Raw genomic sequence first — 21165 nt, forward strand, 5'->3', positions numbered from 1 at the left:
CTTTTTTCGCCTGTAATTTTGCTTGACCATGTCTCATGCATCCTCTAAAGTGGGCATTAGTGTGAAAAAGTGTAATTTTGTGGGATAAAATCCCAGCATTCTTATATCTTCACCAAACCACTTCCGCGTACAAGTTCAGACAAAAGGTAAATAGCGTGTTTCAGGGTCCATCCGCACTCAATCTCGATGCGAAAGGCAGGATGAGTATTCCTGCGCGCTATCGTGATGCCCTGAGCGAACGCTATCAGGGGCAAATCACCCTGACCCGTCATCCTGATGGTTGTCTGTTACTGTTTCCGCGCCCCACCTGGGAATCCCACCGTGAACAAATCGCTGCCTGGCCTATTCAGGCGCGCGACTGGAAACGTATTTTTCTTGGCAATGCCTTCGATGTCGACATGGATAGCGCAGGGCGCATTCTGCTGGCACCGGAGCTGCGCAATGCAGTGGGCATACAGCGCGACATCATGCTGTTAGGCATGGGCAGTCATTTCGAAATCTGGGATGCCGGTCGTCTGGCTGAGAATGAAGCCAATGCCAAAGCGGCAGGTGCCCCGGATGTTTTAAACAATTTCACTTTCTGATCGCGAGCAATGACCAATCAGCAGGCGACAGAATTCACGCACACCACCGTGCTTTTGCACGAGGCGGTGGATGCCCTCGATTTGAGTGGCGAGCGTGCGCATGGCACCTATATAGACGGCACTTTTGGCCGTGGCGGGCATAGCCGCCTGATCCTGGAAAAATTATCGGAACGCGGTCGTCTGATCGCTTTTGATAAAGATACCCAGGCCATTGCCAATGCCGCAGAAATACGCGATCCGCGTTTTGAGATCGTACACAATAGTTTTGCGACCATCACAGAAGCGCTGGCGCAATTACAGATACAGCACGTAGACGGCGTGTTACTCGACCTCGGCATTTCTTCGCCGCAGGTGGATGATGCCGCACGTGGTTTTAGTTTTCGGGCCGATGGTCCACTCGATATGCGTATGGATACCACCCGTGGTATCTCCGCTGCAGAATGGCTGGCGCAAGAAGACGAGGAAAAAATCAGGGAGGTTATTAAGAATTATGGGGAAGAACGGTTTGCTTTTCAGATTGCAAAGGCGATTGTTGCTTGCCGGAAAACGGATCCCATTACTGGAACCCGACAACTTGCACAACTGGTCGCACACGCCGTCAAAACTCGCGAGAAGGGTAAGGACCCGGCAACTCGCACCTTTCAGGCTATACGGATTTACATCAATAAAGAGCTCGAAGATCTCGAAGTAGGTCTGGACGCCGCCTATGCGGCGCTGGCCCCGCAGGCACGCATGTCGGTGATCAGCTTCCATTCGCTGGAAGACCGCATCGTCAAGCAATTCTTTGCCTCTAAGGTCAAGGTCGATCAACCTGACCGCCGTTTGCCTATACGTCAGACTGAACTGCCGCAGCCCAAAATGCGGCTGATCGAACGTATCAAACCGTCTGAGCAGGAGATCGCCGTGAATCCGCGTTCCCGCTCAGCGATTTTGCGTGTGGCAGAGCGCTTGCCGGAGGGGAGCGCGCAATGACCAAGGTGAATATCGTGCTCGCAGCCTTACTGATCAGTTGCGCACTGCTGCTGATCAATGCGCAATATCAGGCCCGTCGCCTGTTTATTGAGCTCGAGCGCGAACAGACCCTGAGTCGTCAGTACGAATTGCAATGGACCCAGCTCAAACTGGATCAGTCAACGCTGGGTAAGCATTCCCGCATCCAGGCCACAGCGGCCAGTGAATTGAATATGCAGCCGATCACACCGGATCGCACCCAGTATTTGAAAGCGGTGGAAGTCAAATGAGCCGCAGCCGCAACATGTCCCGTACCGCCGCGTCGCGCGGGGTGGCCTATGCGTCCAACCCCTTGCTGGAAGTGAAGCTGCCGACCTGGCGCTCGCGTCTGGTGCTGTTCCTGTTGTTCAGCGCATTTTTCGCGCTGATTGCACGTGCCTTATTCTTGCAAGTGAAAAGCACAGACTTTTTGCAAAAGCAGGGGGCCAGCCGCTATACCCGCAACATAGAATTACCTGCCACCCGCGGCAAAATCACGGATAGAAACGGTCAGGTACTGGCGTCTTCTGTCCCTGTGCGTGCGATCTGGGCCGATCCGGAAGATGTGCGTGCCGCACCCGCAGAAAAATTAAGCCAGCTGGCCAGGCTGTTGGAAATGAGCGAGCCCGATTTGCGTAAGAAGCTCGATTCTGACCGTCAGCTGGTGTATCTGAAGCGTCAGGTAGAAATGCCAGTGGCGGAAAAAATCCTGGCACTGGGCATCCCTGGCATCGAAGCGCGCAAAGAATATAAACGTTATTACCCCGAAGGTGAGGTGATGGCGCACGTGGTTGGTTTTACCAGCGTGGAAGATATCGGGCAGGAAGGTATAGAGCTGGCTTCAGAAAAAAATCTGGCCGGTAAGCCTGGCAGCCGCCGCGTGATCAAAGACCGGTTGGGTCGTATCGTGGAAGACATACAGGCGATTCGTGAACCGCATGATGGCAAGGATCTGACGCTGTCGATAGACAGCAAAATCCAGTACATCGCTTTCACCCATTTGAAAGAGGCGGTCGAAAAACATAAGGCCAAGGCTGGTGGTGCGGTCGTGATTGATGTGCAGACTGGCGAAGTGCTGGCGCTGGTGAACCTGCCTACCTATAACCCGAATGACCGTTCGGTGCTGACCGGTGCGCAATTACGCAACCGGGTACTGACCGATACGTTTGAACCCGGTTCGACCATGAAACCGTTTCCAGTCGCATGGGCGCTGGAAACTGGCCGTGTGACACCGGATACCATCATAGAAACCGCACCAGGTGTGATGAAAATCGGCCCTGAAACGATTCATGATGCGCATAAACAAGGCTCGCTGACGGTATCGCAGGTGATACAGAAATCCTCGAATATCGGCACTGTCAAAATGGCTTTGCAAATGCCGCCTAAAGAGATGTGGGAGTTATTCACCACGGTAGGCTTTGGTCAGCAGCCAAAAATCGGTTTCCCGGGTGCAGTCGCAGGTCGCTTACGCAACCACAAAAACTGGCGTCCTATTGAACAGGCCACGATGAGCTATGGCCATGGTGTTTCGGTGTCCCTGATCCAGATGGCGCGTGCTTACACCATCTTTGCACGCAATGGCGACCTGATTCCTTTGACCTTTGAAAAAACGACAGAAATGCCGCGTGGTCAGCGCGTGATTTCAGAAAAAACCGCGCAGCAAATGCGCCTGATGATGGAATCCGTGACTGAGCCGGGTGGTACTGCGACCCAGGCTCGTGTCGCCGGTTACCGCGTGGCGGGTAAAACCGGTACCGCGCATAAACTCGAAGGCGGCCGCTATGTGAAAAAATACATAGGCGATTTCGTCGGCTTTGCGCCGGTCTCCAGACCACGTGTGATTGTGGCGGTGATGATCGATGAACCGACTAGCGGTGGCTATTACGGCGGTATCGTCGCCGCACCGGTGTTTGCCGCCATCACGGCGAATGTTTTGCGCTCTATGAATGTTCCTCCTGATTCTTCAGTGACCAGCATTATTCCTGATACCAGTGTGCAGGAGAGCATGTAATGATCAACACCGATGTCTCCATGAACGAAATCTTAAACTGGCTCAGAACGCATGCGGCAGATGCCCAGCTGTGTTCGAATTCCCGACAGATACTTGCGGGTGACGTATTTTTCGCGCTACTGACCCATCAGGGCGATGGCCGCAATTTCATTGCGCAAGCCATAGAGCAGGGCGCGGCTGCCATCGTCTATGAAGCCGCAGATTTTAGCTGGCAAGCCGACTGGGCTGTACCGCATCTGGCAGTGACAGATTTACACAGCTGTGTCGCTGAACTGGCTGCTGCCTGGTATGCCCATCCGGATCAGACTATGCATACCGTCGGTATCACCGGTACCAATGGCAAGACCTCGTGCAGTCAATGGATAGCCAAGGCCTTGTCCTTACTTAAATGCGATACCGCAGTCATCGGCACCTTGGGTGTGGGCCTGTATCAGCAGGGCAGCATCGCGCATTTGCAGGAAACCGGTTTCACCACGCCGGATGCGATACAACTGCAGCGCGCCTTAGGTGGCTTGCGCGATCAGGGTGCACAGGCGCTGGCGATAGAGGTTTCGTCCATCGGTCTGGATCAGGGGCGTTTGGATACCATGCATTTTGATACCGCTGTGCTGACTAATCTGACCCGCGATCATCTCGATTATCACGGTGACATGCAGAACTACGCAGCGGCGAAGCAGCGTCTGTTTGACTGGCCAGGTCTGAAAAATGCGATCGTGAATCTGGATGACGCATTCGGTGTACAGATGCTGCAGCACATGCGTGCCCAGCATCCCGAAGTCAATCTGCTCAGCTATAGTCTGGAAAAAAATGCTGAAGATGGCAGCGCAACACTGCTGGCGACGCATTTGAAGACGACGCATGCCGGCACCAGCTTTCATCTGGATTCCCCATTTGGTCATGCCCAGGTCAAAACGCATTTGATCGGCCGCTTCAATATCAGCAATGTACTCGCTGTGATCGCGGTACTGCTGGCTAAGGGCATTCCATTTGCCAAGGCAGTCTCAGTGATAGAAAAACTGGAGCCGGTTCCGGGACGTATGCAGTTACTCGGCTCGCCTGGCCACGCCATGGTCGTGATCGACTACGCACACACACCGGATGCCTTACAAAAAACCCTGGAAACCCTGCTGCCAGTCGCGACTGAGCGCGCGGGCCAGCTTTGGTGTGTATTCGGTTGCGGCGGCGATCGTGATCCGGGCAAACGTCCGCAAATGGGGTTGGTGGCGGAAACCGCACAGCATGTCGTGGTGACCAGTGATAATCCGCGTACCGAAGATCCATCCGCCATCATCGCTCAGATCGTGGCAGGTATGCGTCGTCAGACTCACGTGATCGAAGACCGTGCATCTGCGATTTTGTATGCGATTAAGCATGCGAGTGACCGCGATGTCATTTTGCTTGCTGGTAAAGGCCATGAAACCTATCAGGATATTCAGGGCAAAAAATGGCCGTTTTCTGATCAGGAACACGCCTCGCTGGCGCTGGCCACGGTCGCTACCAGCATGAAGAGGACTTCATAATGCAAACCACGCTTCAGCACTTATTACCTGCACTCAGCCAGGCCACTGTCAGTGCAGATCTGGCTGCAGACGTCAGCCTGAGCGGCGTGACTACCGACAGCCGCCGTATTGCGCCGGGCAATCTGTTCGTGGCACTGCGCGGCGACAATTTTGATGCGCATGATTTTCTTGAGCAGGTCGCCAGCTCCGGTGCTGCTGCCGTGATCGCCGAACGCGTACCGGCAAATTTTGCACTGCCTGCCATCATCGTGCCGGATACCAAGCTGGCACTGGCAGAAACCGGGCGTTACTGGCGTCAGCAATTTACTTTGCCGGTGATCGGTGTCACCGGCAGTAATGGTAAGACCACCGTCAAAGAGATGATCGCAGCTATTCTGGCGACGGCCTTCGGGGAGACTGCCCGTTTGTCGACCAGCGGTAATCTGAATAATGAAATCGGCGTGCCGCTGACCTTGTTGGGATTGACATCACAGCATCGTGCTGCGGTGATAGAAATGGGCATGAATCATCCGGGTGAAATCGCCTTGCTGGCTTCAGTGGCGCAACCCGGCGTAGTGCTGGTCAATAACGCACAGCGTGAACATCAGGAATTTATGCAGACGGTGCAGGCTGTGGCAGAAGAAAATGGTTCTGCCATCCGCGCCTTACCTCACGATGGTGTCGCAGTATTCCCGTATGCTGATGAGTACAGTGCCTTGTGGGCTGCTTATGCGAAGGAATCCGGCCAGCGCCGCATCTTGCGTTTTGGCTTGCAGGCTGAGGCTGAAGTCAGTGCCAGCTATGTGCCGCAACAATTCGGCAGTTTACTGACAGCCAGTTTTCAGGGGCGCAATCACAGCATACGTCTGAAGGCGGCTGGTGAACACAATGTACTGAATGCTTTAGCTGCAGCTGCCTGCTGTGTGGCGATAGGTATTCCAGATGCGCAGATCGTGCAGGGTTTGGAAGCGTTTGCGCCGGTGAAAGGCAGATTACAGGCGCAAACCCTGAGCAATGGTGCGCTGCTGATCGACGACACGTATAACGCCAATCCTGACTCTGTGCGCGCTGCAATCGATGTGCTGCGCCAGTCGGCCGGACCACGCATGCTGGTACTCGGCGATATGGGTGAAGTGGGCGTGAACGGACCGCAGTTCCATGCTGAGATCGGTGCCTTTGCACGCGAGTCCGGCATCACCCATCTGTACTTGCTGGGTGAACTGGTGGCGCATGCGGTCAGCGCTTATGGCACTGGTGCACAGCATTTTGCCAGCGCAGAGGCGCTGCAAAGCGCGCTGTCAGCTGCACTCACCGCAGACAGCACCGTGCTGGTGAAAGGCTCGCGCTTCATGAAAATGGAAAGGGTCGTGCAGTATCTGGCGAGCCAGACCGAATTGGTATCAACACTACAATAACAATAGGAAGTTTTTAGCATGTTGCTTTGGTTAGCAGAATATTTTAAGTCAGATCTGGGATTGCTACGCGTCTTTGGATTCATCACGTTCCGCGCGGTATTCGCCACCATGACTGCACTGTCGATCGGCATTTTTGCCGGACCGGCGGTGATACGTATGCTGACTCGCATGAAAGTTGGCCAGGCAGTGCGCGCCTATGGAATGGAAACGCATCTGGTCAAATCCGGTACGCCGACCATGGGCGGTGCATTGATTTTGCTGTCGATAGGGATTTCTACCTTGTTGTGGGCCGATCTGAGCAATCGTTTTGTCTGGATCGTGCTGATCGTAACGCTGGGATATGGTGCGATCGGCTGGGTCGATGATTATCGCAAGGTAGTACACAAAGATCCGGAAGGCATGCGTTCGCGTGAAAAGTATTTCTGGCAATCGGTGATTGGTATTGCGGCTGCGTTTTACCTCGCGTTTTCGGTATCGGCACCAAGTGGCTCCAAAATTCTGGATTTGATTTATGCCTGGGTACAATCGGGTTTCAGCATGTATCTGCCACCGAAGGCAGATCTGATCGTGCCTTTCTTTAAATCGATCAGTTATCCGCTCGGTGTCTGGGGCTTTATTTTCCTGACCTATTGCGTGATCGTGGGGACCTCGAATGCGGTAAATTTCACCGATGGTCTGGATGGTCTGGCGATTATGCCTATCATCATGGTCGGTGTGGCGCTGGGCTTGTTTGCGTATCTTTCGGGTCACGTGGTGTATTCCAAATACCTGTTGATTCCCTATATTCCGGGTGCCGGTGAATTGCTGATTTTCTGTGGCGCGATGGCAGGTGCGGGTTTAGCCTTCCTGTGGTTTAACGCCCATCCGGCGCAGGTTTTCATGGGTGACGTCGGCGCATTGGCGTTGGGTGGTGCCTTGGGAACTATCGCCGTGATCGTCAGACAGGAAATCGTGCTGTTCATCATGGGCGGTATTTTTGTCGCAGAAACCCTGTCCATCATCCTGCAGGTTTCGTATTTCAAGTTCACCAAAAAGCGTTATGGCACTGGTCGTCGCTTGTTCCTGATGGCGCCGCTGCACCATCATTTTGAGAAAAAAGGCTGGAAAGAAACGCAGGTGGTGGTGCGCTTTTGGATCATTACCATGTTGTTGGTGCTGATCGGTTTGTCGTCGCTGAAACTGCGTTAATCCAATACGCAAAGCGACTCGTGTTTTTTTGTATCGTTATTTAGAAAAAGTGGATGTAGCCGGGTATGAATTATTCTGATCAACACGTACTGGTTCTGGGGCTCGGTGAGTCCGGTCTGGCAATGGCGCGCTGGTTGTCGCGTGCCGGTGCCACCCTGCGTGTGGCTGATACCCGTAGCCAGCCTGAGCGTTTGTCTGCTCTTGCGCAATTCGCCACACCAGCAGAGTTTGTGGCAGGCGAATTTCAGCCGTCTTTGCTGGATGGGATTACGCTGATTGCTGTCAGTCCTGGTCTGGCACCCGGCAAAGAATTAGCCGCATTGCTGCCGCTGGCGCAGGAGCGCCAAATCCCGGTCTGGGGCGAGATGGAAATCTTCGCCCAGGCTTTGCAGGACTTGCGTGAACAAACTGCGTACCAACCCAAAGTGATTGCGATCACCGGCACCAACGGTAAAACCACAGTGACCAGCATGGTCGGCTTGCTGTGCGAACGCGCAGGCTTGCAAACCCGGATTGCGGGCAATATCAGCCCGGCGGTACTCGATGTCTTGCTCGAATGTGTGGAACAGCAGACGCTGCCGCAGGTCTGGGTGCTGGAATTATCCAGCTTCCAGTTGCACAGCACGTATAGTCTGCGGCCAGATGTTGCGACAGTATTGAATATCAGCCAGGATCACCTGGACTGGCATGGCAGCCTGGCTGCCTATAGTCAGGACAAGGCCAGAATATTTGGCGAAGGTACGATACAGGTACTCAATCGCGATGATGCGCAAGTCATGATCATGGCTAAGAGCGGTGCTGCTGTCGTGAGTTTCGGTTGTTCCGCGCCTGATTATCTGCATGATCTGGGCCTGTTGCATGAGCATGGTATGACCTGGCTGGTCACCGCCAATCCGGCTGAAGATATACCGGTCGTGAGCAGCCGTCGCAAGAAAAAAGAAGCAGAAGAAATCCCTGTGATTTTGACGCGCTTAATGCCGGTCGATGCCTTACAGATTCGTGGTCAGCATAATGCCAGCAACGCGCTGGCCGCGCTGGCACTGTGCCGTGGCATAGGTCTTCCGCTGGCGCCTTTGCTGCATGCGCTGCGTGAATACAAAGGGGAGCCGCACCGTGTAGAGACAGTCGCAACTGTGGCAGGCGTCGATTATGTCGATGACAGTAAGGGCACTAATGTTGGCGCTACTGTCGCCGCCTTAACCGGACTGGGCCAGCAACTGGGCGCAGGTGCCAGACGTATCGTGCTGATCGCCGGTGGTGATGGCAAGGGCCAGGACTTTTCTCCTTTAAGTGATCCGGTCAGCCGCTATACCAAAGCAGTACTGCTGATCGGTAAAGACAAAGACGTGTTACGTCAGGTATTGGCCGAGAGCGGTGCTGAGCTGCAAGACTACGCCACTCTGGAAGCCGCGACAGCAGCGGCCGCCGCGCTGGCGCAGGAAGGTGACATCGTATTGTTATCGCCAGCATGCGCCAGCCTTGATATGTTCCGCAATTATGCGCACCGTGCTGAAGTGTTCATTGCCAGTGTGCGTGAGATCGCGCTGGAACGCGGGGAGGTCTGCTGATGAAGCAGTTATTGCTTCCATTGCAGAAATTACTCCCGTTTTCGGCCCCGGGGCCGGAGACGCAGCTGGTACATCGTTCCAAAATGATGAACTACGATGAGCTGCTGGTGTGGGTCACCATGATACTGATGTTATTCGGTATGGTGATGGTGTATTCCGCCTCTGTCGCATTGCCCGATTCGCCGAAATATGCGAACTATAAGAACAATCATTTCCTGCTGCGGCAGGCGATGTTTATTTTGATTTCTATGGTGGCGGCAGCGTTGGCATTCCGGATTCCGGTCGCCACCTGGCAAAAGTTGGCACCGTATTTGTTTGTCGCCACCCTGATTTTGCTGGTCATCGTGCTGGTGCCGGGTCTGGGTAAGGGTGTCAATGGTGCGAAGCGCTGGATTTCTCTGAAGGTGCTCAACCTGCAGCCGTCGGAATTCATGAAAATGTTCATGGTCTTGTATGCGGCTGATTACACAGTCAGGAAGCAGGAGTACATGCATAAACTGACCAAGGGTTTTCTGCCTATGATGGCAGCGGTCGCGGTAGTCGGTTTGCTGTTGTTGCTGGAGCCTGATCTGGGAGCATTCGGGGTGATCGTTTGTATCGCGATGGGCATTTTATTCCTGGGCGGGATTAACGGTATTTGGTTTGGCGGTATTGCTGCGACGCTGGTCGGCATATTTACCATGGTGATTGTGTTGTCACCCTGGCGCAGGGAGCGGATTTTCGCTTATCTGAGTCCTTTCGACGAAGATCATGCGCTCGGTAAGGCGTATCAGCTCACGCATTCCCTGATCGCGTTTGGCCGCGGTGAGATTTTTGGTGTTGGCCTCGGCGCCAGCGTAGAAAAACTGCATTATCTGCCGGAAGCGCATACCGATTTCTTGCTGGCCGTGATCGGTGAGGAATTAGGATTTTTCGGTGTGACTGCTGTGATCCTGCTGTTTTATTTTTTGGTCAAACGCGCATTTGAAATCGGCCGTCAGGCGATCGCGCTGGATCAGACTTTTGCTGGCCTGACTGCCAAGGGCATAGGTTTATGGATAGGCGTACAGACCTTCATTAATATGGGTGTGAACCTGGGCTTGCTGCCAACCAAAGGACTGACCTTGCCGTTAATGAGTTATGGTGGTTCAGGTGTGATGATTAACTGTGTAGGACTGGCGATTTTGTTACGGGTCGATTTTGAAAACCGGGTACTGATGCGCGGAGGCCGCTTATGATTAAGCGCAACGCGAACAGCACTCAGAAAACGCTGATGATTATGGCGGCCGGTACTGGCGGTCATATTTTCCCTGGGCTGGCGATTGCCGACATCATGCGTGAGCGCGGCTGGCAGGTCAGTTGGCTGGGCACACAAGCCGGTATGGAAAATCAGATTGTGCCGCAACACGGCATCGCGATGGATACGCTGGATTTCCGAGGCTTGCGCGGTAAAGGCCTGCGTCATAGTCTGACCGGTGCCTGGAAACTGATCAGCAGTTTTATCGCATGCTATCGTCTGATTGGCCAGCGCAAACCGGATGTGGTGTTAGGTATGGGCGGTTATGTGACTGTGCCCGGCGGTGTGATGGCTGCCTGCCGTGGTGTGCCGCTGGTGTTGATGAATGCGGATGCTGCTTTGCTGTTATCGAATAAAGTGCTGCAGCCATTGGCACAGCATTTACTGTTTGGCTTACCGGCAGCAGGAATGTCTGGCAGCTCGCAGATGAATGGAAAGTTGCGCCTGACCGGCAATCCTATCCGACGTGAGATTTGCGAACTGCCCGCACCGGCACAGCGTTATGCGCAGCGTCAGGGACCATTACGTATCCTGATCGTAGGTGGCAGTCTGGGGGCGAAAGTGCTCAATGAAACGCTGCCTAAAGCCTTGGCATTGCTGGCACCGGAACAGCGTCCGGTCGTGACACATCAATCTGGCAAACAGCATATCGCTGCTTTGCGTGCGCATTATCAGCAAGCCGGGGTGGAGGCTGAGGTACTCGATTTTATCGATGATATGCCACGCCGTTATGCCGATGCCGATCTGGTGATTTGCCGCGCCGGTGCGATTACCGTGTCTGAATTAACAGCCGCAGGTGTCGCGAGTATTCTGGTGCCCTTCATGGCATCCAGTACTTCGCATCAAAAACAGAATGCGGAATGGATGGCGCAACAGCAGGCCGCAATTTTTATTAGCCAAAGCGGGCTTACTGCCGAAGCTTTGGCAACACAGTTGTCTGCATTGAGCCGCGCAGATTGCCAGCGTATGGCAGAAACGGCTTATCAGTTAGGACAACGCGCGGCGACGCAACAGATCGCCACTATTTTGGAAGCATTAGCATGAAACACAAAGTCAAGCATATTCATTTTGTCGGTATTGGCGGCTCCGGTATGAGCGGTATCGCCGAGGTCTTACTGAATCTTGGATATACCATTTCCGGCTCCGATCTCAGCACCAATGCCGCTTCGCAAAGGCTGGCCGAGCTGGGTGCCGACGTGAAACTGGGACATGCTGAAGAACATATCGCCGGGGCTGATGCGATCGTCACATCAACTGCCGTCAAGGCCGATAATCCGGAAGTGCTTGCTGCGCGTGCGCGTCACATTCCTATCGTGCCACGTGCCATGATGCTGGCTGAACTGATGCGTTTGAAAAGCGGTATTGCGATTGCCGGTACCCATGGCAAAACCACCACCACCAGTCTGGTTGCCAGTGTGCTGGCACAAGGTGGTTTAGATCCGACCTTCGTGATCGGTGGCCGCCTGAACAGCGCAGGTGCCAATGCCAAACTCGGCAGCGGTGATTTCATCGTAGCGGAAGCCGATGAATCGGATGCGTCTTTCCTCAATCTGCTGCCAGTGATAGAAGTGATCACCAATATCGATGCGGATCACATGGAAACTTATGGCCATGACTTTGGCCGTTTGAAACAGGCTTTTGTGGAATTCACCCAGCGTCTGCCTTTCTATGGCGTGGCTGTGTTGTGTCTGGACGATGCCAATGTGCGTGAAATCATGCCGCAGATTTCTAAGCCCATTGTCAGCTATGGTTTTCATGAAGAGGCTGATGTGCGCGCGGTCGATGCGCATGCGGGTGGCGGCAAGATGCATTTCACCGTGGTTCAGCAAGGCTATGCCGATATGCAGGTCAGCCTGAATCAGCCTGGTATGCACAATGTACAGAATGCCTGCGCCGCCATTGCGATTGCACGTGAAGTCGGCGTGGAAGACAGTGCGACCCAGAAAGCCCTGAGTGAATTTAATGGTGTCGGACGACGCTTTACCCGCTATGGCGAAATCCCGCTGGCGAAGGGCGGCAGCTTTGCGCTGGTTGATGATTATGGACATCATCCGGTGGAAATGGCGGCAACGCTGGCTGCCGCGCGCGGTGCCTATCCGGATCGCCGTCTGGTACTGGCGTTTCAGCCCCACCGTTACACCCGGACCCGTGATTTGTTTGAAGATTTCGTGCGTGTGATTTCCACCGCCGATGCGGTGGTGCTGGCCGAGGTTTATGCGGCCGGTGAAACACCGATTCAAGCCGCGGATGGCCGTGCACTGACCCGCGCTTTGCGTGTCATGGGCAAGGTTGAGCCTGTGTTTATTGAGTCTATCCAGGATATGCCGGATGGCTTGCTGCATGTTCTGCAGGACGGTGATGTGCTGATCGTGATGGGCGCCGGATCGATCAGTGGTATACCGGGAAAATTAGCGCACAATCAGTAAAGATAATCAGTCGAAAACTGAAATTTGAAAACTGACAATAGAAAACAGAATACTGAAAACCGAGATACGAAAATGAGTGATTTTGATATGCAATCCCTGGGTAAAGTAGGCGTACTGTTCGGCGGTCGTTCTGCTGAGCGCGAAGTCTCGCTGATGTCCGGTAACGGCGTATTAGCTGCTTTGCGCAGCAAGGGTGTGGATGCGCATCCGTTTGATCCGGCTGAACGCAGCGTGGCTGAACTGCAGGCGGAAAAATTTGATCGCGTTTTCATCGCGCTGCATGGCCGCTATGGCGAAGACGGCAGCCTGCAGGGTGTGCTCGAACAATGCAATATTCCTTACACCGGCAGCGGTGTGATGGCATGTGCGATAGGAATGGATAAAATTTTCACCAAGCGCATCTGGCAAACCCACGGCATCAGCACGCCGGGCTATGCAGTGCTCAATGCACAGTCCGATTTGCAGGCTTTAGGTCAGAATCTGGGCTTGCCTATGATACTGAAGCCGCCGCATGAAGGTTCGACCATCGGTATTACCAAAGTCAATCATACTGCTGACATACAACAGGCTTATACTCTCGCCGCGCAATTTGATGAGGTGGTGCTGGCAGAAGAATTTATCGAAGGCCGTGAATTCACGGTCGCGATCCTGGGCCGTGGTGAACAAGCCTATGCCTTGCCAATTATTGAGATCGTGGCACCGGAAGGCAATTACGATTACCAAAACAAATACTTCACTGACGATACCAAGTATTTATGTCCAGCGCCGCTGACGGCAGAACTGAGTGCGACTATCCAGAAAATGGCAGTGGATGCCTATCGTGCCCTCGATTGTGAAGGCTGGGCACGTATCGATGTGCTGGTGCGCGAATCGGATCAGCGGCCTTTCCTGCTGGAGATCAATACTTCACCTGGTATGACCGGACATTCACTGGTGCCTATGGCTGCCAAGGCAGTGGGTATGAGTTATGAAGATTTGTGCGTAGAGATATTGAAGACAGCACGCCTGAAAATTTCGGGTGAGAAGTCCTGAGCTGAAATGCGGAGCGGAGTGTAAATTTTATGTGGCATGACATCAGACTGATGAACAATACCGCCAACGCCTTGTTTGGCCTGGTATTGCTCGCGCTGATCGCCTCGGGCGTATGGTGGGTGATTCATAGACCCATGTTTACGCTGGTCACGATAAAGGTGGAAGGCGTCAACCATGCCAGCCTGCGCCACGTCAATACACTCACGATACGCAATAATGCGATTCCCAAGATACGCGGGAATTTCTTTACGGCGAATCTGGACTCAGTTCGCGCTGCGTTTGAAAGCGTGCCCTGGGTCAGGAAAGCATCGGTACAGCGAGAATGGCCGAACCGGCTGGTGATTTCGCTGGATGAGCATGTCGCGCTGGGTACCTGGGGTGATCAGGGTAAGCTGTTGTCGGTCAAAGGCGATGTGTTCACCGCGAATCTGGCTGAAGCAGAAGAAGACGCCGATCTGATTGCTTTTGCCGGGCCGGATGGCAGTGAAAAAGAAGTGCTGTCGCAGTATATGCAGTTTAAAAGCTGGTTTCAGAAAATTGGTCTGGAACCCGATGGCGTGAATTACTCGGGACGCTATGCCTGGAGTGTGAAACTCAATAATGGCATGAATGTGGAGCTGGGCCGGGTGCAGGATAGCGAAACACTGAAAAACCGGGTTGATCGCCTTATGACGGTTTACCCACAGTTAATCGCCAGTCTGCAAGATAGTATAGAGAGTGTGGATATGCGTTACCCGAATGGCCTGGCTTTAAAGTCCAGTCATAGCGCTGTGGGTTCAAAAAAACAAATAAAAGCAAGTGGAAAGACATGACAAAAGACGCTAAAAATCTGATCGTTGGTCTCGATATCGGGACATCCAAGATCGTGGCCGTGGTTGCCGAGGTGATGGCTGACGGCCGTCATGAAGTCATCGGCCTGGGCCAGCATGAATCGAAAGGCCTGAAAAAAGGTGTCGTGGTCAATATCGAGGCGACCGTTGAATCGATACAGCGCGCGCTGGAAGAAGCGGAGCTGATGGCGGACTGCAAAATCAGTCGCGTCTATACCGGTATCGCCGGCAGCCATATCCGTAGCTTCAACTCCAGCGGTATGGTGGCGATTAAGGATAAGGAAGTCACCGCAGCTGACGTGTCGCGTGTGATAGAAACCGCAAAAGCCGTCAACATCCCGACCGATCAGCAATTGCTGCATACCTTGCCGCAGGAATTCATCGTCGACAGCCAGGATGATGTGCGTGAGCCTATCGGTATGAGCGGTATCCGTCTCGAAGTAAAAGTCCACATCGTGACTGGTGCGGTGTCGGCAGTACAGAATATTGTGAAGTGCGTACGCCGTTGTGGCCTGGAAGTTTCGGATCTGATTTTGCAACCAATGGCATCGGCCGAAGCGGTACTGACGCGCGATGAAAAAGAACTGGGCGTGGTGCTGATCGATATCGGTGGCGGCACTACGGATGTCGCGGTATTCAGTGAAGGTGCAATACGTCACACTGCGGTGATTCCTATCGCCGGTGATCAGATCACCAATGATATTGCGATGGCACTGCGCACACCGACTTCAGAAGCGGAGGAAATCAAAGTTCGCTTTGGCGTCGCCAAACAGGTACTGGCTGATCCTTCTGATACGCTGGATGTACCGGGTCTGGGTGATCGTGGTCCACGGTCTTTATCACGTCAGGCATTGGCGGCTGTGATCGAGCCTCGCGTCGAAGAATTGTTCGCACTGGTGCATCAGGTGGTGCGTGAATCGGGTTACGAAGATGTGCTGTCATCAGGCATCGTGCTCACCGGTGGATCGGCATTGATGCCGGGTATGGTGGAGATGGCGGAAGACATCTTCCTGAAGCCGACCCGGCTGGGTATGCCAGCCTACAGCGGACAGCTGGCAGATGTGGTGCGCAGCCCGCGTTATGCGACAGTTTTAGGGTTGTTGTTGGAAGCGAAGAAGCAGTATTTGCGTGGTCATCTCGTGATACGGCAGGAAGGTTCTGCTAAAGCGGTGTGGCAGCGCATGAAAGAGTGGTTTTTGGGGAATTTTTAAGCAGCTTTTTGTACCACATTTGGTGTAGTCATTTTATAATGGTCTGATATACAGTTATTAGTCGCTAGTCGTCTCATCCGTGATCATTAGCGACTGATAACTGCCTACCTGGAGGAGTCATGATGGAGTTCGATATGGTTGATAACGCCACACAAGGCACCGTAATTAAGGTTGTCGGCGTGGGTGGTGCAGGCGGCAATGCGGTTCAGCATATGATCAACAAAGGTGTGTCCGGCGTTGAATTTATCGCAGCAAATACAGATGCGCAGGCTTTGCTCGCATCCAAAGCACACAATGTGATACAGATCGGTGATACCGGTCTGGGCGCTGGTATGAAACCGGAAGTCGGTCGTCAGCTGGCAGAAGAATCGCGTGCCCGCATCGAAGATGCACTGCGTGGCGCGCACATGGTGTTCATCGCTGCCGGTATGGGCGGTGGTACCGGTACCGGTGCTGCTCCTGTGGTGGCACAAGTCGCCAAAGAATTAGGCGCACTGACGGTGGCAGTCGTGTCCAAACCATTTTCTTACGAAGGTAAGAAATGCATGGATATCGCTGATGAAGGTCTGGATGCACTGACTCAGCATGTGGATTCGCTCATCATTATTCTCAACGAGAAGCTCGAAGAGATTTATGAAGACGACAGCATGATCGAATGGCTGCAACATGCTGACGATGTATTGAATAATGCGGTTGCAGGTATCGCTGAAATCATTAATGTACCAGGTCACATTAATGTCGATTTCAACGACGTCAAAACCATTATGGGTGAGCAGGGCAAAGCAATGATGGGTACCGCAACAGCCTCCGGCGTTGATCGTGCCCGTATCGCGGCGGAACAGGCAGTGGCTTCTCCTCTGCTCGATGGTATTGATCTGTCCGGCGCACGCGGTGTACTCGTCAACGTCACTGCCAGCCGTGGTCTGAAAGGTAAAGAGATCAAGGAAGTCATGGCTGCTGTGCGCGCGTTTGCAGCTCCGGACGCTTCTATCGCTCAGGGTATCGCCTACGACGACACCATGGGTGATGATATCCGTGTGACTGTGGTTGCAACTGGCCTCGGACGTGGCAAGAAAAATATCCAGCTGGTACAGACTCCGGTGCTGCGTACTGGTACCAATAATGAAACGGTGATGTCGGCTGCAGCGATTGCGACCACTACTGTTTCCAATGGTATGGTGAATGCAGTGCCAGCGTTTGACGGACTCAGCAAACCTGCGGTATGGCGTCGTGAATCTGCGTCAGACACAGTACGTGCTCTGGAAAAAAATGGCATGGAAACCTATGACATTCCAGCTTTCCTGCGCAAACAGGCTGACTGATGCTGCTGACTTGTCAGCGCTGCTGATATGTCTGAAAAAAACCTCGCTGCGGCGGGGTTTTTTTATCTTTGCGCTCTACAGGAAAGACGCTGTCCAGCAAAACTTCGCGCCTTGATGCATACTTCAGCCTGATCAGGAAAATGCAGGTATCCTGATGTAGATCAACACGTGTCAACTTACCTATTTTGAAAGGAAACATCATGACGATTAAGATCGGCGATCAACTCCCAGCAGCAAGTCTGGCGGAATTCATAGAAGTGGAAGGCGAGGGCTGCACACTGGGTCCTAACACTTTCCAGGTAGCTGATCTGGTCAAAGGTAAAACCATCGCGATCTTTGGTCTGCCTGGTGCCTACACACCAACCTGCTCGGCAAAACATGTGCCTGGCTATATCGAACATGCCGCTGCATTGAAAGCTAAGGGCGTGGATGAAATCTGGTGTGTGTCCGTCAATGATGCCTTCGTGATGGGTGCCTGGGGTCGCGATCAAAAAGCGACTGGCGTTATCCGTATGATGGCAGATGGTAATGCGGCTTTTTCCAAAGCACTGGGTCTGGATGCAGACTTCAGCCAGTTTGGCATGGGCACCCGTTCCCAGCGTTACTCGCTGCTCGCCGTGGATGGCGTGGTAAAGCAGCTCAACGTAGAAGCTGGCGGTAAGTTCGAAGTATCGAATGCAGAAACGCTGCTGGCACAGTTAGGCTGATTGTCTGCACTCGTGATAAAAATGCCCGGTCTGCGCCGGGCATTTTTTTGTCAAAAACGCCAGGTAACTTTGCGCAAGCCTGACTGTCAGTGTCCGGCCCACGCCACATTACTGTGAATAATTTAGTGCTTTTTCATTGCTGGCGATATGAATTGTGCTGAATCGCTATAATACGCCTATGTTAAAGCAAACCACTATCCAACAAACTGTCAGGACCGTCGGTGTCGGCCTGCATTCCGGTACCAAGGTCGAACTGGTGCTGCGTCCCGCGCCCGTGAATACCGGCATCGTCTTCACCCGTACTGATTTACAGCCGCCGCTGGTGTTTCCTGCATCCGCGACCACAGTCGGCGATACCCGCATGGCTTCTACGCTGACCAATAACGGGCAGCGCGTTTCTACGGTTGAACATCTGCTGTCTGCGTGTGCCGGTCTGGGTGTGGACAATCTGTACATCGATGTGAGTGCAGAAGAAATCCCCATCATGGATGGCTCCGCCTCATCTTTCGTGTATTTATTGCAGCAAGCCGGATTGCAGCAGCAGGAAGCTGCCAAAAAATTTATCCGTGTATTGAAACCGGTCGAAATTCGTGAAGGCTCAGGTGCCAGTGAAAAATGGGCGCGTCTGGAGCCGTTTGATGGCTTTAAATTACACTTTTTTATCGAGTTCAATCATCCTGCGGTCGATGGCACGGTACAGACTGCCGTGGTCGATTTTGAAAAAGTATCGTTCGTGAAAGATGTGGCAAGAGCCCGTACTTTCGGCTTTATGCAGGACGTGGAAATGCTGCGTGGCATAGGACTGGCGCGTGGCGGCTCGATGGAAAATGCGATCGTGATGGATGAGTACCGCATCCTGAATGCCGATGGTTTGCGTTTCGACGACGAGTTTGTGCGCCATAAAATCCTGGATGCGATCGGTGACTTATACCTGATCGGACATCCATTGCTGGCCAGCTATACCGCCCATAAATCTGGTCATGGCTTAAATAACCAGTTATTGCGCGTACTGTTATCGCAACCGGATGCGTATGAAATCGTCAGTTTTGACGATGAAAAAAATGCGCCCATCACCTATGCAGAACAAAGTCAGCGTGAATGGGTGGCGGCCTGAGAGTGCGCAGCTACTAGCGCACAGGTATTAGCGCACCAGCACTGCGTTTCAGCATATAAAAAAACGGCAATCCTCAGATTGCCGTTTTTGTTTGTATCACCAGTCGACCAGTCGGTTGCCGGTTTTACTGTGTGTTGCTGCGTGTGATTTCCGGAAAGCGCTGACGTATAGAATTCTCTATCCCTTTGGCGTCCAGTCCGCATTGCGACAGCAGCAGTGCGTGATCACCGTGGTCGATGAATTTGTCCGGCAAACCAAGGATCAGCAATGGAACAGAAATGCCCTCTGCAGCCAGCGCCTCGGCCACTGCAGAACCGGCGCCGCCCATAGTGCAGCCTTCTTCTACGCAGACCAGGGCTTTGTGCTGTTGCGCCAGTTTGCGCACTAAGTCCACATCCAATGGTTTGATGAAGCGCATATTGGCAACGCTGGCATCCAGGGCCAGACCCGCCTGCAGCGCAGGATGCACCATAGAGCCGAATGCGAGTATCGCGATTTCTTTGCCTTCGCGTTTGATTTCACCTTTACCGATTTCCAGCGTTTGCAAATCCGCTGTGACTTGCGCACCTATGCCGGCACCGCGCGGATAACGCACCGCTGCCGGGCCTGGGTAGTGATAGCCAGTGCTCAGCATTTGACGGCATTCATTTTCATCTGAGGCCGCCATCACCACCATATTCGGAATGCAGCGCAGATAGGCCAGATCGTAATTACCGGCATGGGTAGCGCCATCGGCACCGACCAGTCCGGCGCGGTCCAGCGCGAATGTCACATCCAGATTTTGCAATGCCACGTCATGAATTAACTGATCGTAGGCACGTTGCAGGAAAGTCGAGTAAATCGCAACGACCGGCTTCAGACCTTCGCAAGCCAGGCCTGCCGCAAACGTGACAGAATGCTGTTCCGCGATGCCGACGTCGTAATAGCGCTTAGGGAATTGCTTTTCAAATTCCACCATGCCTGAACCTTCACGCATGGCCGGTGTAATACCCACCAGCTTCTTATCAGCGGCAGCCATATCACACAGCCATTGTCCGAATACCTGTGTATACGTTTGTTTGGTCGTGGTGGATGGCTTGATGCCTTCAGCCGGATTGAATTTACCCGGGCCGTGATACAGCACAGGATCTGCTTCCGCCAGCTTGTAACCATTACCTTTTTTCGTGACCACGTGCAGGAATTGCGGGCCTTTCAGGTTTTTGATGTTTTGCAGAGTCGGGATCAGGGAATCCAGATCATGACCATCGATAGGCCCTATGTAGTTGAAGCCAAACTCTTCAAACATGGTCGCAGGGACCAGCATGCCTTTAGCGTGTTCTTCAAACTTTTTAGCCAGTTCCAGCATCGGTGAAGGCAACACCGACTTGCCGACATTACGCGCTGCTGCATAGAATTTACCCGACATCAAACGCGCCAGATAGCGGTTCAGTGCGCCTACCGGTGGTGAGATCGACATATCGTTATCGTTCAGGATCACTAGCAGGTTAATGTCGTCATACACGCCCGCATTATTCAAGGCCTCGAAAGCCATACCAGCCGTCATGGAACCATCGCCGATAATCGCGACAGCGTGGCGGCTTTCACCTTTGGTGCGCGCTGCCAGCGCCATGCCCAGTGCGGCTGAGATCGAAGTTGAAGAGTGGGCTGTGCCGAAGGTATCGTATTCACTTTCATCGCGGCGCGGGAAACCGGAGATGCCACCGTATTGACGCAGCGTAGGCATCTGGTCGCGACGGCCAGTCAGAATTTTATGCGGATAGGTCTGGTGACCCACGTCCCACACCAGTCTGTCTTCCGGCGTATTGAACACATAATGCAAAGCGATAGTCAGTTCTACCGTACCCAGGTTGGAGGATAAATGTCCGCCAGTTTTCGATACCGATTCCAGTACATGCTGGCGCAGCTCATCCGCTAAGGGATTGAGCTGGTGACGCGGAACTTGGCGCAGATCCGCCGGAGATTGAATTTGTTGTAATAAGCTAGTCATAGTAG

Annotated in this window: 18 protein-coding genes; 17 read left to right on the plus strand and 1 reads right to left on the minus strand. The window is 53.3% G+C overall.

The features are described 5' to 3' along the window. Positions 1 to 155: 155 nt before the first annotated feature. The 17 genes from mraZ (at position 156) to lpxC (ending at position 19173) form a co-directional block, all read left to right on the plus strand. Positions 156 to 584: a division/cell wall cluster transcriptional repressor MraZ gene (gene mraZ, locus EYB48_RS12745; RefSeq protein WP_162020737.1), complete on the plus strand. Its 429-nt coding sequence runs from the start codon at positions 156 to 158 to the stop codon at positions 582 to 584. A gap of 9 nt (positions 585 to 593) precedes the next feature. Beyond that, complete coding sequence (rsmH, locus tag EYB48_RS12750; RefSeq protein WP_162020738.1) at positions 594 to 1556, plus strand: 16S rRNA (cytosine(1402)-N(4))-methyltransferase RsmH; 963 nt, start codon at positions 594 to 596, stop codon at positions 1554 to 1556. After that, on the plus strand, positions 1553 to 1825 hold the full coding sequence (ftsL, locus tag EYB48_RS12755; RefSeq protein ID WP_162020739.1) for a cell division protein FtsL: 273 nt from the start codon (positions 1553 to 1555) through the stop codon (positions 1823 to 1825). The genes rsmH and ftsL overlap by 4 nt, the downstream gene beginning before the upstream one ends. After that, a complete protein-coding gene (locus EYB48_RS12760; RefSeq protein WP_162020740.1) occupies positions 1822 to 3585 on the plus strand; it encodes a peptidoglycan D,D-transpeptidase FtsI family protein in 1764 nt (587 codons plus the stop codon). The genes ftsL and EYB48_RS12760 overlap by 4 nt, the downstream gene beginning before the upstream one ends. Further along, a complete protein-coding gene (locus EYB48_RS12765; protein ID WP_162020741.1) occupies positions 3585 to 5105 on the plus strand; it encodes a UDP-N-acetylmuramoyl-L-alanyl-D-glutamate--2,6-diaminopimelate ligase in 1521 nt (506 codons plus the stop codon). The genes EYB48_RS12760 and EYB48_RS12765 overlap by 1 nt, the downstream gene beginning before the upstream one ends. Further along, positions 5105 to 6499 (plus strand): UDP-N-acetylmuramoyl-tripeptide--D-alanyl-D-alanine ligase, encoded by a 1395-nt coding sequence (locus tag EYB48_RS12770; protein ID WP_162020742.1) that lies wholly within the window; start codon positions 5105 to 5107, stop codon positions 6497 to 6499. Before EYB48_RS12765 ends, EYB48_RS12770 begins: the two co-directional genes overlap by 1 nt. Positions 6500 to 6517: 18 nt before the next feature. Then, complete coding sequence (gene mraY, locus EYB48_RS12775) at positions 6518 to 7687, plus strand: phospho-N-acetylmuramoyl-pentapeptide-transferase (RefSeq protein WP_162020743.1); 1170 nt, start codon at positions 6518 to 6520, stop codon at positions 7685 to 7687. Positions 7688 to 7752: 65 nt separating this feature from the next. Then, positions 7753 to 9255, plus strand: a complete 1503-nt coding sequence (gene murD / locus EYB48_RS12780) for a UDP-N-acetylmuramoyl-L-alanine--D-glutamate ligase (protein WP_162020744.1) — start codon at positions 7753 to 7755, stop codon at positions 9253 to 9255. Positions 9256 to 9338: 83 nt separating this feature from the next. Further along, entirely contained in the window at positions 9339 to 10472 is a 1134-nt protein-coding gene (ftsW, locus tag EYB48_RS12785) for a putative lipid II flippase FtsW (protein WP_235935123.1), read from the plus strand. Then, complete coding sequence (murG, locus tag EYB48_RS12790; RefSeq protein ID WP_162020746.1) at positions 10469 to 11575, plus strand: undecaprenyldiphospho-muramoylpentapeptide beta-N-acetylglucosaminyltransferase; 1107 nt, start codon at positions 10469 to 10471, stop codon at positions 11573 to 11575. Before ftsW ends, murG begins: the two co-directional genes overlap by 4 nt. After that, a complete protein-coding gene (gene murC, locus EYB48_RS12795; protein ID WP_162020747.1) occupies positions 11572 to 12957 on the plus strand; it encodes a UDP-N-acetylmuramate--L-alanine ligase in 1386 nt (461 codons plus the stop codon). Before murG ends, murC begins: the two co-directional genes overlap by 4 nt. Before the next feature lie 72 nt (positions 12958 to 13029). Next, positions 13030 to 13989, plus strand: a complete 960-nt coding sequence (locus tag EYB48_RS12800) for a D-alanine--D-alanine ligase (protein ID WP_162020748.1) — start codon at positions 13030 to 13032, stop codon at positions 13987 to 13989. A gap of 29 nt (positions 13990 to 14018) precedes the next feature. Beyond that, positions 14019 to 14801 (plus strand): cell division protein FtsQ/DivIB, encoded by a 783-nt coding sequence (locus tag EYB48_RS12805; protein WP_162020749.1) that lies wholly within the window; start codon positions 14019 to 14021, stop codon positions 14799 to 14801. Continuing rightward, positions 14798 to 16030 carry a cell division protein FtsA gene (gene ftsA, locus EYB48_RS12810; RefSeq protein ID WP_162020750.1) on the plus strand — a complete coding sequence of 411 codons (1233 nt, stop codon included), beginning with the start codon at positions 14798 to 14800 and terminating at the stop codon, positions 16028 to 16030. The genes EYB48_RS12805 and ftsA overlap by 4 nt, the downstream gene beginning before the upstream one ends. Before the next feature lie 122 nt (positions 16031 to 16152). Beyond that, entirely contained in the window at positions 16153 to 17352 is a 1200-nt protein-coding gene (gene ftsZ / locus EYB48_RS12815; RefSeq protein ID WP_162020839.1) for a cell division protein FtsZ, read from the plus strand. A 200-nt stretch (positions 17353 to 17552) separates the two neighbouring features. Then, the gene (locus EYB48_RS12820; RefSeq protein WP_162020751.1) at positions 17553 to 18059 is read left to right on the plus strand and encodes a peroxiredoxin; all 507 of its coding nucleotides are present in this window, start codon (positions 17553 to 17555) and stop codon (positions 18057 to 18059) included. 178 nt (positions 18060 to 18237) lie between these two features. After that, positions 18238 to 19173 carry a UDP-3-O-acyl-N-acetylglucosamine deacetylase gene (lpxC, locus tag EYB48_RS12825; RefSeq protein ID WP_162020752.1) on the plus strand — a complete coding sequence of 312 codons (936 nt, stop codon included), beginning with the start codon at positions 18238 to 18240 and terminating at the stop codon, positions 19171 to 19173. A 124-nt stretch (positions 19174 to 19297) separates the two neighbouring features. On the opposite strand, the gene dxs is transcribed toward lpxC, so the two are convergent. Beyond that, positions 19298 to 21160 (minus strand): 1-deoxy-D-xylulose-5-phosphate synthase, encoded by a 1863-nt coding sequence (dxs, locus tag EYB48_RS12830; protein ID WP_162020753.1) that lies wholly within the window; start codon positions 21158 to 21160, stop codon positions 19298 to 19300. Positions 21161 to 21165 lie beyond the last annotated feature (5 nt).

Origin of the sequence: Cognatundibacterium crateris (assembly GCF_010078235.1) — a bacterium.
Lineage (GTDB): Bacteria > Pseudomonadota > Gammaproteobacteria > Burkholderiales > Burkholderiaceae_D > Undibacterium > Undibacterium crateris.